At 63.1% G+C, this 16,042-nt stretch carries 13 protein-coding genes and 1 riboswitch; of the genes, 6 read left to right on the forward strand and 7 right to left on the reverse strand.

The genetic code is table 11. The features are described 5' to 3' along the window. The first annotated feature begins 159 nt into the window (after positions 1-159). The gene (locus tag ACF8FB_RS08480; RefSeq protein WP_004577525.1) at positions 160-2,160 is read left to right on the forward strand and encodes a U32 family peptidase; all 2,001 of its coding nucleotides are present in this window, start codon (positions 160-162) and stop codon (positions 2,158-2,160) included. A gap of 193 nt (positions 2,161-2,353) precedes the next feature. Here ACF8FB_RS08480 and ACF8FB_RS08485 read toward each other — a convergent pair whose 3' ends face one another. Further along, positions 2,354-3,679, reverse strand: coding sequence for a sigma-54 dependent transcriptional regulator (locus ACF8FB_RS08485; RefSeq protein ID WP_019437001.1), 1,326 nt, complete (start codon positions 3,677-3,679; stop codon positions 2,354-2,356). Positions 3,680-4,020: 341 nt separating this feature from the next. Here ACF8FB_RS08485 and ACF8FB_RS08490 point away from each other — a divergent pair, with 341 nt between their 5' ends. Further along, a complete protein-coding gene (locus ACF8FB_RS08490) occupies positions 4,021-4,287 on the forward strand; it encodes a hypothetical protein (RefSeq protein WP_003247923.1) in 267 nt (88 codons plus the stop codon). A 106-nt stretch (positions 4,288-4,393) separates the two neighbouring features. Here the strand turns inward: ACF8FB_RS08490 and ACF8FB_RS08495 are convergent, their stop codons facing one another. The 4 genes from ACF8FB_RS08495 to cobW form a co-directional block, all read right to left on the reverse strand. Continuing rightward, positions 4,394-4,984 (reverse strand): VWA domain-containing protein, encoded by a 591-nt coding sequence (locus tag ACF8FB_RS08495; protein ID WP_010954364.1) that lies wholly within the window; start codon positions 4,982-4,984, stop codon positions 4,394-4,396. A 77-nt stretch (positions 4,985-5,061) separates the two neighbouring features. Continuing rightward, positions 5,062-6,075, reverse strand: a complete 1,014-nt coding sequence (locus ACF8FB_RS08500) for an ATP-binding protein (protein ID WP_392511205.1) — start codon at positions 6,073-6,075, stop codon at positions 5,062-5,064. 1 nt (position 6,076) lies between these two features. Continuing rightward, positions 6,077-9,838 (reverse strand): cobaltochelatase subunit CobN, encoded by a 3,762-nt coding sequence (gene cobN, locus ACF8FB_RS08505; RefSeq protein ID WP_392511206.1) that lies wholly within the window; start codon positions 9,836-9,838, stop codon positions 6,077-6,079. A gap of 3 nt (positions 9,839-9,841) precedes the next feature. Further along, on the reverse strand, positions 9,842-10,909 hold the full coding sequence (cobW, locus tag ACF8FB_RS08510) for a cobalamin biosynthesis protein CobW (RefSeq protein ID WP_003247913.1): 1,068 nt from the start codon (positions 10,907-10,909) through the stop codon (positions 9,842-9,844). A 99-nt stretch (positions 10,910-11,008) separates the two neighbouring features. After that, a riboswitch (cobalamin riboswitch) is annotated at positions 11,009-11,215 on the reverse strand. 100 nt (positions 11,216-11,315) lie between these two features. Here cobW and ACF8FB_RS08515 point away from each other — a divergent pair. The 3 genes from ACF8FB_RS08515 (at position 11,316) to ACF8FB_RS08525 (ending at position 13,214) form a co-directional block, all read left to right on the forward strand. Continuing rightward, positions 11,316-11,693: a glyoxalase superfamily protein gene (locus ACF8FB_RS08515; RefSeq protein ID WP_350297981.1), complete on the forward strand. Its 378-nt coding sequence runs from the start codon at positions 11,316-11,318 to the stop codon at positions 11,691-11,693. Next, positions 11,690-12,049, forward strand: coding sequence for a hypothetical protein (locus ACF8FB_RS08520; RefSeq protein ID WP_010954368.1), 360 nt, complete (start codon positions 11,690-11,692; stop codon positions 12,047-12,049). Before ACF8FB_RS08515 ends, ACF8FB_RS08520 begins: the two co-directional genes overlap by 4 nt. Positions 12,050-12,194: 145 nt before the next feature. After that, positions 12,195-13,214, forward strand: coding sequence for a branched-chain amino acid aminotransferase (locus ACF8FB_RS08525; protein ID WP_003247906.1), 1,020 nt, complete (start codon positions 12,195-12,197; stop codon positions 13,212-13,214). Positions 13,215-13,403: 189 nt separating this feature from the next. Here ACF8FB_RS08525 and ACF8FB_RS08530 read toward each other — a convergent pair whose 3' ends face one another. Next, positions 13,404-13,832, reverse strand: a complete 429-nt coding sequence (locus tag ACF8FB_RS08530; protein WP_392509756.1) for a multidrug/biocide efflux PACE transporter — start codon at positions 13,830-13,832, stop codon at positions 13,404-13,406. Between the two features lie 92 nt (positions 13,833-13,924). On the opposite strand from ACF8FB_RS08530, the gene ACF8FB_RS08535 reads away from it, so the two are divergent. Then, a complete protein-coding gene (locus ACF8FB_RS08535) occupies positions 13,925-14,779 on the forward strand; it encodes a LysR family transcriptional regulator (protein ID WP_392511207.1) in 855 nt (284 codons plus the stop codon). A gap of 81 nt (positions 14,780-14,860) precedes the next feature. Here ACF8FB_RS08535 and ACF8FB_RS08540 read toward each other — a convergent pair whose 3' ends face one another. Continuing rightward, on the reverse strand, positions 14,861-15,925 hold the full coding sequence (locus ACF8FB_RS08540) for an RHS repeat-associated core domain-containing protein (protein WP_392511208.1): 1,065 nt from the start codon (positions 15,923-15,925) through the stop codon (positions 14,861-14,863). Positions 15,926-16,042 lie beyond the last annotated feature (117 nt).

Below are 16,042 nucleotides of genomic sequence, written 5' to 3' on the forward strand. Positions count from 1 at the left end.
GCCGGGGCCGCTCTGCGGCCCTTTCGCGACGCTAGGCCGCTCCCACAGTTGCGCGTACCCGCAGCCAATCCCGCACCTCTCGGCACCCCAATGATGCCGCCAGCCCGTTTCACCGCTACAATGCCCGCCTAAACCGTGACAGCCCGAAAATATAACGACATGTCCCTTCCAAAGAATCACCTGGAACTGCTCAGCCCTGCCCGTGACGTGGCCATCGCCCGTGAAGCGATCCTGCACGGCGCTGACGCCATCTATATCGGCGGCCCGAGCTTCGGCGCGCGCCATAACGCCTGCAACGAAGTCAGCGATATCGCCGAGCTGGTCGAGTTCGCCCATCGCTACCATGCACGCGTGTTCACCACCATCAACACCATCCTGCACGACAACGAGCTGGAACCGGCGCGCAAGCTGATTCACCAGCTGTACGATGCCGGCGTTGACGCGCTGATCGTGCAGGACCTTGGGGTGATGGAGCTGGACATCCCGCCAATCGAGCTGCATGCCAGCACCCAGACCGACATCCGCACCCTGGAACGGGCCAAGTTCCTCGACCAGGCCGGGTTCTCGCAACTGGTACTGGCGCGGGAGCTGAACCTGCAGCAAATCCGCGCCATCGCCGCCGAAACCGATGCCGCCATCGAGTTCTTCATCCACGGCGCGCTGTGCGTGGCGTTCTCTGGCCAATGCAACATTTCCCATGCGCAGACCGGCCGCAGCGCCAACCGTGGTGATTGCTCGCAAGCCTGCCGCCTGCCCTACACGCTGAAAGATGACCAGGGCCGCGTGGTTGCGTTCGAGAAACACCTGCTGTCGATGAAGGACAACAACCAGACCGCCAACCTGGCTGACCTGGTCGATGCCGGCGTGCGCTCGTTCAAGATCGAGGGCCGCTACAAGGACATGGGCTATGTGAAGAACATCACCGCCCATTACCGCAAAGAGCTCGATGCCATCCTTGAAGACCGCCCTCAGTACGCCCGCGCGTCCAGTGGCCGTACCCAACACTTCTTCCTGCCCGACCCGGATAAAACCTTCCACCGCGGCAGCACCGACTACTTCGTGACCGACCGCAAGGTCGATATCGGCGCCTTCGACTCGCCAACCTTCACCGGCCTGCCGGTGGGCGTAGTGGAAAAGGTCGGCAAGCGTGACATGCAAGTGGTCACCGACGTACCGCTGACCAACGGCGACGGCCTCAATGTGCTGGTCAAGCGCGAAGTGGTGGGCTTCCGCGCCAACATCGCCGAACCGCGTGGCGAATTCGAAGAAGACGGCCAGAAGCGCTACCGCTATCGCGTCGAGCCCAACGAAATGCCCGAAGGCCTGCACAAGCTGCGGCCCAACCACCCGCTGTCGCGCAACCTCGACCACAACTGGCAACAGGCCCTGCAACGCACCTCCTCCGAACGCCGGGTCGGCGTGGAGTGGCACGCGGTCCTGCGCGAGCAGCGCTTGATGCTTACCCTCAGCAGTGAAGAAGGCGTGAGCGTGCAGGTGGCCCTGGACGGCCCATTCGGCGTAGCCAACAAGCCGCAGCAGGCACTGGAGCAGTTGCACGACCTGCTCGGCCAGCTGGGCACCACCCTGTACCACGCCGACCGTATCGAACTGGATGCCCCACAGGCGTACTTCATTCCCAACTCGCAGCTCAAGGCCCTGCGCCGCGAAGCCATCGAGGCACTGACTGCAGCACGCGTGCAGGCGCATCCGCGTGGCGGGCGCAAGGCCGAGACCACGCCACCGCCGGTGTACCCCGAGTCGCACCTGTCGTTCCTGGCCAACGTATACAACCAGAAGGCCCGCGACTTCTACCACCGCCACGGTGTGCAACTGATCGATGCGGCCTATGAAGCGCATGAAGAACACGGCGAAGTGCCGGTGATGATCACCAAGCACTGCCTGCGCTTCTCCTTCAACCTGTGCCCCAAGCAGGCCAAGGGCGTGACCGGCGTGCGTACCAAGGTGGCACCGATGCAGCTGATTCAGGGTGACGAAGTACTGACCCTGAAGTTTGACTGCAAGCCGTGCGAGATGCATGTGATCGGCAAGATGAAGAGCCACATCATCGACCTGCCGACCCCGGGCAGCGCGGTGGCCCAGGTGGTGGGGCATATCAGCCCCGAAGACTTGCTCAAGACCATCCCACGCGGACCGCACTGAGTTCGCCGGGCAGGGCCTCTTGGCCGCTAAACCGATGTGTGTCCACCCCGATCAGGTGTAGGAGCGGGTTTACCCGCGAATACGGTAGCCGCGACAATGGTGAACGGCAGGTGGACATTGGCTAGCAGGCCCGGCTCTTTCGCGGGTAAACCCGCTCCTACAGGGGCTTGTGGTTTCCCTTTGAGAGCGCCGCTCAGCGTATCTGGTGCTTGTGCAACAACCGATAGAACGTCGGCCGAGAAATGCCCAGCACCTTGGCCGCCACGCTCAGGTTGTCGCTGTGCCGGTTGAGCACATCGCACAGTGCCTGGCGCTCGGCGCGCTGCTTGTATTCTTCCAGCGTGCCCAGCGGTTGTTGTTCCGGGTCGAGCAGCTGCAACCCCAGGTCTTGCGCCTCGATCTGCCGCCCTTCAGCCAACACCAACCCCCGGCGCACGCGGTTGGCCAGTTCGCGCACATTGCCCGGCCAGTCATGCCGCCCCATCGCCGCCAGGGCATGGTCGCTGAACGACCGTGGCCGACGCCCGGTCTCCACGCTGTAGAAATGGGCAAAATGGTTGGCCAGCATCGACAGGTCACCATGCCGGTCGCGCAACGGCGCGGTCACCACCTGCAAGACGTTCAGGCGGTAATACAGGTCTTCGCGGAAACGCCCTTGCTCGATGGCCCGCTCAAGGTCCACATGGGTGGCCGCCAGCACCCGTACATCCACCGGTATGGGCTGGCTGCCACCCACCCGCTCGATGTGCTTCTCCTGCAAGAAACGCAGCAAGTTGGCCTGCAATTCCAACGGCAGGTCGCCGATTTCATCAAGAAACAATGTGCCGCCATCGGCCGCTTCGATACGCCCGGTCTTGCGCTGGTGAGCACCGGTAAAGGCGCCCTTCTCATGGCCGAACAGTTCGGACTGGATCAAGTGCTCGGGGATCGCCCCGCAGTTGATCGCGATGAACGGCTGCTCGCTGCGTTGCGACTGGCGGTGCAGGGTGCGCGCCACCAGTTCTTTGCCGGTGCCGCTCTCACCGCGGATCAGCACCGGCGATTCGGTGGGTGCCAGTTTACCCAGCAACTTGCGCAACTCGCGGATAGGCCGGCTTTCGCCGAGCAACTCATGGGTCGTCTCATCGACCTTGACGGCCCCCTTGCCGCGCAAGCGCGCCATGCCGAAGGCCCGGCCCAGGGTTACCTGCACGCGGGAGACGTCGAACGGCAGGGTATGGAAGTCGAAAAACCACTCACACACAAAATCACCGAACGCCGGCATGCGCAGCTGGTCGGCGCTGAGCACGGCAATCCATTCGGTGTTGCTGCGCTTGATCATGTCCTTGACCGCGTCCGGGTGCCTCAGGTGCGAAGCCTGCAAACGCAATAACCCGACATCGCACGTGTGGTCCAACGCGGCCCCGAGCATACAGCTGTCCACATCCCACCCTGCGTTGCGCAGGCCAGGTAACAAGCGGTGACAATCGTCGCAGGGGTCGACGATAAGCAAACGGCGTTGAGCGGCAGGCTGCTGCATGACCGATCCTTGGCGCCAGTTTTTGGTTTTTTGAAATAAAACAGCAAGTTGTGGCGCCCGTTTAACAGTAGCAACGAAGTTGACGGTGCCCAGTACCGTCTGTCTGCCGAATCATTTTTTTACAAACCGCCACGGGAATTTTCGCACTTTATCGACATCACATGGCGGCGCAGGCAAGAACAGTGTCGACCCTGAAAAAAAATTTACAGCCAATGTGTGACTTACCCACGAACAACGAGCATCAGTAGACATAACCCCGCGCTGCACTTCGCGATCAATGAGGCGACTTTGAAGCAACGCGGACTTCACTTCGATGTTTGGGACCATAGAGAGACCGAACCATGAATGCCCCGCTCCGTGTCAACGAAGCACTGCTGATTGCCGACCACGCCTTCGAACCTTTCCAGTGCGTAGCCTGGGATGCACCCAACGGTACTGGTGAACTGAGCCTGGCAGTGATCGACCGGACCAGCACCCGCATCGGCGCCAAGCAAGTGTCGTCGCGCATCTACTCCGACCCGGCCCAGTGGGCCAGCCTGATCGAAGAAGTGCGCGCCGAATTGTGTGAAAAGGGCTACGACCTGCAACCGTGGTCGATGCCGAAGTAATATCGACCAGCACAACAAGTGCGTGCATGGTCACGCACTTGTACAACTTCTCTGTTGCTGTTGTGGCAACTTTCCCAATTGCGACAAAGTGTCGCAACCTGCCAGTTCAATCCATCACCCTGAATTGTTGCAAGTGCTGGTAATCAGCCTGCAATTGTTCTGCCAGACGCTGCGCGCGTCCCAGGCGCACGGGCGCCAGTTCCATATCGACCAACAACGTGGCGCACGGCATCGGCTGCACGGTATTGCTGTGCTGCAGGCGACCGTCGGTGAACACCAGGCAACGCAAGGCCTCTTGCGGATGGGCTCGCTGCCGCGCCTGTAGCCAGTGCCGCGCCTGTTCCAGTGCGGCGATCAGCGGCGTGCCCCCACCTGCTCCCAAGGCCTGCAGCCAGGGTTGCAAGGCAGCGGATGCCTTCAGCCCGTGGCGCTGCCACTGTGGTGTGCGCCCGCTGGCAGTCAGCAGGGCCAGGCGGGCGCGTTGTCGATAGGCTTGGTCGAACAACGCCGCCAGCAGCCCTTTGGTCTGCGCCAGCGCCTGATGGCGCCGGGTTGAAGCCGAGGCATCGACGATCACCAGCCACAACTCAGCAGGCCTGCCTTGGCGCTGCTGCCAGCACAGGTCCTGTCGCTGGCGTGGCCGTCCTTTGAGCAAGGTCGGCAGCCAGGCTACCCGGCCGGCCGCCGCATTTCGCACGAGGCCACGGCGGGTACCGTTCTGCTTGCCTATGCCCGCTCTGGCATCCGCCCCTTTGGCTGGTGGCTGGGGGATGCTCAGGGCTTTTTTGCCCAGTTTGGCACCTCACGGCGGGCGCCGCTGGCCACCGGCTGTGCCGGTAATGCCCCCCAGTCGCCCTGCCCACCCTGTTCGCCCGGGTTGCCGGCACCAGGCTGCTGGTCAGGCGGCTGTGGCGCCGACGGCGGGTTGGCCTGGGGCGTCATACGGCGGCGATGGCGCAAGGCGAATTCGGCCACCGCCTCGACATCCACTTCTTCGATAGCTGCAGCCCCCCGCCAGGCACAGTGGGCGCGCGCAGCGCGCAGCCACACCAGGTCGGCGCGCAGGCCGTCCACGCCGGCGGCGTAGCAGCGCTCGGTAATCCAGGCCAGCGCCTGGTCATCCAGGGCAATGTCGGCCAGGGCCTGGCGCGCCGCCTGGCAGCGCTCGCGCAGTTGCGCCTGGGCCTGGGCCCAGTGTGCGCAGAACGCCTGAGGGTCACTGTCGAAGGCCAGGCGGCGGCGAATGATCTGCTGCCGGGCCTCGGGCTCCGGCAAGCCCTCCAGCGCCACGTTCAGGCCAAACCGGTCGAGCAACTGCGGGCGCAGTTCGCCCTCTTCCGGGTTCATGGTGCCGATCAGTACGAAGCGGGCGCTGTGCCGGTGCGAGATACCGTCACGCTCGACGCGGTTTGTGCCGCTGGCAGCCACGTCAAGCAACAGATCGACCAAGGTGTCGGGCAGCAGGTTGACCTCATCGACATACAGCACACCGCCGTCGGCCTGGGCCAGCACGCCCGGGGAAAACTGCGCCTTGCCCTGCCCCAGCGCGGCATCCAGGTCGAGGGTGCCGACCAGCCGCTCTTCACTGGCGCCCAATGGCAAGGTGACGAACGGGCCTTCGCCAAGCAGGTCGGCCAGGCCACGGGCCAGGGTGCTCTTGGCCATGCCACGCGGCCCTTCGATCAACACACCACCGATCCTGGGGTCGATAGCGGTCAGGCACAGCGCCAGCTTGAGGTCGTCTGCACCGACCACGGCCGCCAGCGGAAATTGTACGGGTTCACTCATTTCAAGCCTGTTCCTCGCCATCGAGCAGTTGGTCCTCAAGGGCTTCGCGGTAGTCGCCCGGCGCCTGCCACAAGCCGCGCTGCTGGGCCTCCAGCAGGCGCTCGGTGAGGTCGCGCAGGGCCTCGGGGTTGTGCTCGCGCATGAAATCGCGGGTCGCCGGGTCGAGCACATAGGCATCGGCCAGCCCCTGGTAATGATGGTCGTCGATCAGGTGCGTGGTGGCGTCGAAGGCGAACAGGTTGTCGACTGTCGCGGCCATCTCGAAGGCACCCTTGTAGCCGTGACGCTTGACCCCGTCGATCCACTTGGGATTGAGCGCGCGCGCGCGGATCACCCGGTTCAGCTCTTCCTTGAGGGTACGGATGCGCGGTCGGTCGGCCTGGCTGTGGTCGCCATGGTAGCTGGCCACCACCGCCCCGGACAGGGTTTCCGAGGCCGCCAGCATGCCGCCCTGGAACTGGTAGTAATCGTTGGAATCGAGCAGGTCGTGCTCGTGGTTGTCCTGGTTCTGCAGCACCGCCTGCACCTTGGCCAGGCGCTGGGCGAACTGGGTGCGGGCCGGGGTGCCGTCGTCGCTGCCGCCGTAGGCATAGCCGCCGTGGTTGAGGTAGACCTCTGCCAGGTCGTCGCGGCTGTGCCACAAACGCCCGTCGATGGCGTTCTGCACCCCGGCACCGTAAGCGCCCGGTTTGGCACCGAACACCCGCCAGCCAGCCTGGCGTACGGCCTGCTCGGCATCCACGCCTTGAGCCTGCAGCGCGGCCCGCTCGCTGCGCACGCGGGCAGCCAGGGGGTTGAGGTCGTCAGGTTCGTCCAGCGCGGCCACGGCCTGCACGGCGGCGTCGAACAGGCGGATCAGGTTACCGAAGGCATCGCGGAAGAAGCCGGAAACGCGCAAGGTCACGTCCACCCTGGGGCGGTCGAGCAGGCTCAACGGCAAGATTTCGAAGTCGTCGACGCGCTGGCTGCCGGTGGCCCAGACAGGCCGCACGCCCATCAGCGCCATGGCCTGCGCGATGTCGTCGCCGCCGGTGCGCATGGTCGCCGTGCCCCACACCGACAGGCCGAGCTGACGCAAATGATCGCCGTGGTCCTGCAGATGGCGCTCGAGGATCAGGCTGGCCGAGGCGAAGCCCAGGCGCCAGGCTGTGGTGGTGGGCAGGTTGCGCACATCCACGGTATAGAAGTTGCGGCCAGTGGGCAGCACATCGAGGCGCCCTCGGCTAGGCGCACCACTGGGGCCGGCGGGCACGAAGCGCCCGGCCAGTGCCGCCAGCAGGCCATGCATTTCCGCCGTGCCGCAGGCGTCCAGGCTGGGTGCGACCGCTTCACGCAGGGCCTGCACTACAGCGTGCACCGGTTGCCACTCACTCAGGTCGGGTAACTGTGCCGTGCCCTCCAATGCCTGCCCGATCACCTGCAGTGCCAGCAGCTCAAGGCGCTCGCGGGTGTCGCCACAGGTGCGCCAAGGTTCATTGCTCATGGCCTGCAGCTGTTCAGGGCGTATGCCCTGCCACGGCTGCCCAAGGTCGCAGTCGAGCGGGTCCCAGCCCGGCACCAGTGCTTTGGCCAAAGCCCGCAGCAGGCTGGCATTACCCCCACGACCGTCGCCACGCTCGACCCGCAACAACGCCAGCAGCGTATCCAGGCGTAGCCGCCCTTCAGGTGACTGACCAAACACGTGCAGGCCATCGCGAATTTGCGACTCCTTCAGGTCGCACAGGTAGGTATCCAGACGTGGCAGCCATAGTGCCGCATCGTCCAGTTGCCCTTCCAGTTGCAATTCACGGTCGATGTGGTTGGCCTTGACCAGCTCGAGGATGTCACGCTGCAACTCGCGGGCACGTCGAGGGTCGAGCAACTGCGCTTCATAGAACTCGTCGGCCAGTTGTTCCAGGTGGCGCAGCGGGCCATAGGTTTCGGCACGGGTCAGCGGCGGCATCAGGTGGTCAATGATCACCGCCTGGGTGCGGCGCTTGGCCTGGGCACCCTCGCCCGGGTCGTTGACGATGAACGGGTAGATGTTCGGCAGCGGACCCAGCAGCGCGTCCGGCCAGCACTGCGCCGACAGCCCGACGCCTTTGCCCGGCAGCCATTCGAGATTGCCATGCTTGCCAACGTGGATCACCGCATCGGCGGCAAATGCGTGACGCAGCCAGAAGTGAAATGCCAGGTAGCCATGCGGTGGCACCAGGTCAGGGTCGTGATACACCGCGCTAGGGTCGACCTGATAGCCCCGCGCCGGCTGGATACCGACGAAGGTCAAGCCAAAGCGCAGGCCGGCAACCATCAGCCGGCCGCTGCGGAACATCGGGTCCTGTTCGGGCGGCCCCCAGCGTTCCAGTACTGCCTGGCGGTTGGCCTGCGGCAGGCGCTCGAAGGCCACCTGGTAATCGGCCAGGCTCAGGCTCTGGGCACAGGGACGCTGGTCGAGATGGTCGAGGTCGTTGGTCACGCCACCGAGCAGCTGGTGGATCAGTTGCGTACCGCTGCCCGGCAACTCGGCCAGCGGATAGCCTTCGGCCTGCAGCGCCTTGAGGATGTTGAGTGCGGCGGCGGGCGTGTCCAGGCCGACGCCATTGCCAATGCGGCCATCGCGAGTCGGGTAGTTGGCCAGCACCAGGGCCACACGCTTCTGGGCATTGGGCAGGCGGGCCAGCTCGACCCAGCGGCGGGCCAGCTCGGCGACAAAGTCCATGCGCTCGGGGTGGGCGCGGTAGCAGACAACGTCGGACTGGCTGCGCTCGCTGCGCCAGGCCATGTCCTTGAAGCTGACCGGGCGCGTGATAATGCGCCCGTCCAGCTCCGGCAATGCAATGTGCATGGCCAGGTCGCGCGCGCCCAGGCCCTGCTCGCTGGCTTCCCAGCCAGGCTGGTTGTCCTGCGCACAGATGGCCTGCAGCACCGGGATGTCGCGGCGAAACGGGCGCAGGTTGGGGCGCTCGGGGCTGGACAAGGCGAAACCGGTGGTATTGACCAGCACTTCGGCGCCGACCTCGTCCAGCCAGGCTTCGACCTGTTCCAGGCAGGCGCTTTCCTTGAGGCTGGCCACGGCGATCGGCAACGGGTTCAGGCCGGCAGCCTGCAGGCGCTGGCAGAACACGTCGATGAAGGCGGTATTGGCCGCTTGCAGGTGCGAACGGTAGAACAGCAGCGGTGCCACTGGCTGCTCGGGGTGCCAGTGTGGGTACCAGTCCTCGAGTGTCGCGCTGCCCTTGGCGGGGTGATAGACCGCCGTGCGCGGCAAAGGCTGCGGCTCGTCCCAGGCATAGTCGCGGCCCAGCCATTGGCTGGCCAGGCAGTTGAACAGGTTGATGGCGTTGGCCTTGCCGCCCTGGCGCAGGTAATGCCAAAGCCGCTCGGCCTGCTCACCGCGGACGTTGCCCAGGCTGGTCAGCTCCGGGTCCGGGCGGTCATCGCCCGGCACCAGAATCAGCTGCACGCCACGGGCGGCCAGCTCGACCAGTTGTTCGACGCCGTAGCGCCAGTAGCCAACGCCACCGTGCAGCGACACCAGGATGACCTTGGCGTGGCGCAGCACCTGGTCGACATACAGGTCGACCGAGGCATGGTTCTGCACCTGCATCGGGTTGGCCAGACGCAGGCTGGGAAAGTCTTCGGGCAATTGCTCTGCGGTGTCGGCGAGCAAGGCCAGGTGTGAATCGCCGCTGCAGAGAATCACCAGCTCGGCGGGTGTCTGGCCGAGGTCGGCAATGCTGTCATCCGGTACGAAACCACCGGGCTGAGTCCGCAGCAGGTGCATGGGTCAGGCGCCCAGCGCCTGGCGCAGGCGCGCCTCCAGCTGGGCAGCATCGAGGTCCTGGCCGATCAGCACCAGGCGGGTGATGCGCGGCTCGTCGGCGCGCCAGGCGCGGTCGAAGTGCTTGTCGAAACGGGTGCCCACGCCTTGTACCAGCAGCCGCATCGGCTTGCCCGGGATGGCGGCGAAGCCTTTGGCGCGCAGGATACCGAACTCCACCACCAACTGGGTCAATGCATCGAGCAGCAGGCTTTCGTCGGCTTCAGGCAGGTCGATGGAGATGGAGTCGAAAGCGTCGTGGTCATGATCGTCATGATCGTCGCCATCGTGGTGCGAATCGTGGTGGGTTCGGCGGCCATCGATATGCGCCTCGGACTCGGCACCCACGCCCAGCAGCACCTCCAGTGGCAGCTTGCCGCTGCTGGCCTCGATCACTTTCACCGCCGGCGGCAGTTCTTCGGCCACCTCGGCACGCACCTTGGCCAGGCCTTCGGCGTCGATCAGGTCGGCCTTGTTCAACACCACCAGGTCGGCGCTGGCCAGCTGGTCAGCGAACAGCTCGTGCAGGGGCGATTCATGGTCCAGGTTAGGGTCGAGCTTGCGCTGGGCATCGACCTGGTCCGGGTAGGCGGCAAAGGTGCCAGCGGCCACGGCCGGGCTGTCGACCACGGTAATGACCGCATCGACGGTGCAGGCGTTGCGGATTTCCGGCCACTGGAACGCTTGTACCAATGGCTTGGGCAGGGCCAGGCCGCTGGTTTCGATGAGGATGTGGTCGAGGTCGCCACGGCGGGCTACCAGCTCGCGCATCACCGGGAAGAATTCTTCCTGCACGGTGCAGCACAGGCAGCCGTTGGCCAGCTCGTACACACGGCCGCTGGCTTCTTCCTCGGTGCAACCGATGCTGCACTGCTTGAGGATTTCGCCATCGATGCCCAGTTCGCCGAATTCGTTGACGATGACCGCAATGCGGCGCCCCTGAGCGTTGTCGAGCATGTGGCGCAGCAAGGTGGTCTTGCCCGAGCCGAGGAAGCCGGTGACGATGGTGACGGGGAGCTTGGCCAGTGTTTTCATGTCGCATTGCCCTTGGCAGTGTGGCGCGGGCATGCAGGACGACAGCCGCGGGCCAGGCCGGCCGGGCTTGTTCGCCACCGGATCACCCCGCCCGGTTGAAAGTCGAAAACGTGACGAGGCAGGTCTCCTGGCTTGCACCGTTCCATGTCCCCGTTCGGGCTGGCGGGATGACGCCTTCCCGCGCGTTGGCGCAGTGGCTGTGTCGATCCGTTGTCGGTGCTTACAGTTGCGGGGGCAGCCGCGGCTTGTACCGCGTTCCCGTCTTAGCTTCGGCCAGGCCGAAGAACCTCGAAGTGGCAAGGCTACGCAGTGGCTGGCGGGTGGTCAACCATTGCTGCGGGGCCGGTCGACAACGCTGGGCGCAAGTGCGTTACAGTGGCGCCTTATCCACGGTCAAGGACGCACCATGCCCCTCGCCCCCGCCATACCTGTCCTGCGCATATTCTCGATCGACAAGGCCAAGGAGTTCTACCTCGATTTCCTGGGTTTCAGCCTGGACTGGGAGCACCGCTTCAGCCCGGACTTGCCGTTGTACATGCAGATCCACCGTGATGGCCTGATCCTGCACCTTTCAGAGCACCATGGCGATGCCTGCCCTGGCTCGACCGTGTTCGCCCGCCTCGACGACCTGCACGCGCTGGAGCGTGAATTGCAGGGTAAACAGTACGGTTTCGCCCGGCCTGAGGCCGAGCGCATGGATTGGGGCCTGCAGATGCAGGTGTGGGACCCGTTCGGCAACCGCCTGCGCTTTTGCCAACAGATCGATGACGAGGCCAACCCGTGAAGGCATTGGGCAAACGCGAAATGGGCCGCCTGGAGCGGGAGTTGGTCGCGTGCCTGACCGATGCCTGCGAAACCGCCAAGGCGGAGATTGTCGGCTTCAGTTGGCTTACCCATCGCCTCGACCCCGAGGACTTTCCGGGCAGCCTGCGTATTACCTGGGTATTCGAGCAAGAGGCCGATAAAGCCGCTGCAGTGGCGGGCGACGCAAAGGCACGTATGCTGGCACTGACCTGCCAGGCATTGGACCACGCCGGAATACAGCTGGACCATCCCGCTTGGCATGTACGCTATGACAGCGAAGAGGCCTGTGCACGGGTGCATGGCGGGGACTGGGGAAAACGCCTGCAGGGGCATTGACCCTGCGGTTTGACGATAGTATCGCTTCGCACCCTATCAATTCGTGACTGGCCGTTCCCGATCCGCCAAGGATGTATTAAGGTGGCATGGTGCGCATATAACAGCAGCCCGAGCGATCGGGCACTTGCAAGACAATGAGGGTGTCATGAGCAACGAAAGCATTAATTGGGACAAGCTGGGTTTCGACTACATCAAGACCGACAAACGCTACCTGTCCGTATGGCGCAATGGCGAGTGGGACAAGGGCACCCTGACCGAAGACAACGTACTGCACATCAGTGAAGGCTCCACGGCCCTGCACTACGGCCAGCAGTGCTTCGAAGGCCTGAAGGCCTACCGTTGCAAGGACGGCTCGATCAACCTGTTCCGCCCGGACCAGAACGCGGCCCGCATGCAGCGCAGCTGCGCACGCCTGCTGATGCCGCACGTGCCGACCGATGTGTTCATCGAAGCGTGCAAGCAAGTGGTCAAGGCCAACGAAAAGTTCGTGCCACCGCACGGCAAAGGCGCCCTGTACCTGCGCCCGTTCGTGATCGGCACCGGCGACAACATTGGCGTGCGCACCGCCCCCGAGTTCATCTTCTCGGTGTTCGCCATTCCGGTTGGTTCGTATTTCAAGGGCGGCATGAAGCCGCACAACTTCCAGATTTCCAGCTTCGACCGTGCTGCCCCGCAGGGCACCGGCGCGGCCAAGGTCGGTGGCAACTACGCTGCCAGCCTGCAGCCGGGCGCTGAAGCGAAGAAGGCCAACTTCGCCGACGCCATCTACCTCGACCCGCTGACCCACACCAAGATCGAGGAAGTCGGTTCGGCCAACTTCTTCGGCATCACCGCCAACAATGAGTTCGTCACCCCGAAATCGGCCTCGGTACTGCCCGGCATCACCCGCCTCTCGCTGATGGAACTGGCGCAATCGCGTCTGGGCCTGACCGTGATCGAAGGCGATGTCGAGATCAGCAAGCTGGACCGCTTCGTCGAAGCCGGTGCCTGCGGCACCGCAGCCGTGATCACCCCGATCGGCGGCATCGAGTACAACGGCAAGCTGCACGTGTTCCACGATCTGGAAAAGGTCGGCCCGGTTACCCAAAAGCTCTACAACGAGCTGACCGGTATCCAGAGCGGCGATGTAGAGGCACCGGCAGGCTGGATCGTCAAGGTCGCCTGAGACGCATCAGCTGTATGAAAACGGGGCATGCCAGCAATGGCATGCCCCGTTTTTTCATGTGTTTACACGGCCCCCTCGTAGGAGCGGGTTTACCCGCGAATAGGCCACACCCGCCAGCCAATAATGCCTGGGAGATCACCGTTGTCAGTGCAGCCGCATTAGCGGGCAAGCCCGCGCCGGGTGACAGAATCATGCCACACGCCGCTGCACCAGCAGGTGCCGGGCTTTGTCGAACGCCCAGTTGTAGACCACGGTGTAGGGCAGGATGATCACGAAGAAGCCCAGCTCCACCATGAATGCCTGCAGCAGCGAAATCTCCAGCATCCAAGCCGCCACCGGCAGGCACCACACCACCAGGCCGGCTTCGAAGCCAAGACCGTGCACGAAACGCGTACTGGCCTTCCAGTTGATGCGTTCGGTTTGCACCCAGCGATCGACCAGTACGTTGTAGACCATGTTCCACAGCATGGCGATCACCGACAGGGTCACCGCCAGCGCGCCCGCTGTTGCCAACGACTTGCCCATGATCCAGGACAGCAGCGGCGCACACAGCAGTACCGCAAAAACTTCATAGCCAACGGCGTGGACCAGGCGTTCGGTGAAAGACACGTTTTTCATTGCAAATTCCATCCATTGCGGGAGTCGTGCTTCCCATTTTCTTTGATAGAACTGATACTCGCGACATAGCTACCATCGGTTTTATCAATACCATGCGTTACTCTCCCGAAGCTCTGGTCGCCTTTACCGAAGCCGCCTCACTCGGTTCTTTTTCTGCGGCGGCGCGCAAGCTGCGCAAAAGCCAGTCCACTGTCAGCATCGCCATCGCCAATTTCGAGGCCGATATCGGCTGCCCGCTGTTTGACCGCAATGGCCGCCACCCCACGCTCAATGAGGCGGGCAGGCAGGTGCTGAGCCATGTCGAAGCAATTCTCGAGGCCAGCGCCCAGCTCGATGCGCTGGCAGTGCGACTGGCGCAAAATGTCGAGGCGCTGGTATCTGTGGTGATGTCGGACAGCTACAGCGTAACGTTCCAGGGGGCGGTGATGACTCGTTTCGCCCAGCACTACCCCCATACCGAGCTACGCTGCGGCCCGGCGGAGGACGCTGATGTAATCGAGATGATCCAGCAGGGCCTGGCCCATGTCGGCATCCTTGCCACACAGCCCGGCTACCCCGCCGACGTGGCCGTGGCGCGCTTGCCGGAGCAGGCAGAGTTCGGCGTGTATGTCGCCAGCGAGCATCCGCTGGCGAGCTTGGCGCAGGTACAGGCGCAGCATCTGGAAAACGCGCGGCAGCTGTACATCAAGACCTACGCCCCCAGCCTGCACCGCGGCCGCGGCCAAGCCTGGTCGGCACCGGATTACCTCACCCTGCTGGAATTTGCCGTGCGCGGGTTTGGCTGGGCCGAACTGCCCAGGGCGCTGGTGGCGCGGTTTGGCAACGAACTGGTGGAATTGCAGATAGCGGGTTACCCGCGCCGGGTGGATATGGATGTGGCGTGGTCAAGCCGGCGGGCGCTTGGGCCGGCGGGGCAATGGCTGGTGCGGCAGATGCTGGGGGAGTAGGCTTCGTGCAGCCGCTTTGCCGAAGGTATAATTCCTCCCCAACAAACAAGATAGTTTAATTTTGACGGCCAGCCTTCATCTTCATTTCCGATTTTCAAGGACTTTCATTAAACCACGCCGGACATTTTGGACCTCCTTGCGACTGAAGAACCATGGGCTATTCATAAGAGTGCTATGCAAATTCCCGCCGTTAGCCAAAACATCTATTGCAATGGCGCGCACTTCTCTAGATGTATCAACATCAAAACCCGAGATGCGCCTAGTTGCTTCATAGTTATATTTTTCGAGTATGGCAACATCACCGGCATCCATAGGCAGACGTCGGTATTCACTCGGATCTCCCAGTACGCCTACTGCTGGCACCGCTGATTGCGCGCCCCGTGAAACAGCAGAACTTGCACCAGCCACCTGCAGACCTTGAGCAGAGTTTGATGCCTGGCCGCTTTGTACGGGGGAGCCAGGGGTAGTCCAACCCGGTTGGCTATTCAGTGCCTCCTGCACTATTCTTTCTTCGCTCGCTGACGACAGTCTTCTCCGCTTTCCACCAGCGGCACTCCAGCCAGGTTGGCTATTCAGTACCTCAAGCACTATGCTTTCTTCGCTCGCTGACGACAGCCTTCTCCGATTCCCACCAGCGGCACTCCAGCCAGGCGACATTCTCCCCGTGGGGCTGGGCGACCTCAATATGCGGCCATGCCCACTGGGATCAGCGTAATTGATCGGATCATCCGTACAGAAGGCGTAACAGTTCAAACCACCCACAGTAAAGGGACTTAGGCTGTCTGGACTCTGAAAGCGCATCAAGACAGAATTATAGGCACGGTAGCCATTACCGAGTAAATACAGGTGACTCACCAGCAAGTGCCCATTGAATGCAGGACGCTGCGGAGGAATCTCACCGTGGCTGTGTAAGCCATACACATTGTAGGTAACCGACTCTGTCTGCGCCTGAGTGTTCACTCGTACCACTGAGTCCCCTAAGTCCGCAGCCAGTAACGCTGACTGGGTTGTTTCTTTCGTTAACCTGGTTTCTGCCAGAGCACATGATTGAGCTCTCAGGTACACCACGGCAATACTGTCGGACAACGCGACATGAACCCTTTCGTGCTGCATGAAAAAGCGCATTGTGTTCATCGAGTTGGTCATGTTCTGGCTCCGGTCTGTTCAATTCGAAGGTTTACGCACTGAAGCAGATTGAGCAACTGCTAAAAATGATAGGTCACTGCCGTGTCGAAACGGCTCAAGATCAATTTTCCTGCACGA

Origin of the sequence: Pseudomonas sp. yb_2 (assembly GCF_043103905.1) — a bacterium.
In the GTDB taxonomy this organism is placed as follows: Bacteria; Pseudomonadota; Gammaproteobacteria; order Pseudomonadales; family Pseudomonadaceae; genus Aquipseudomonas; species Aquipseudomonas alloputida.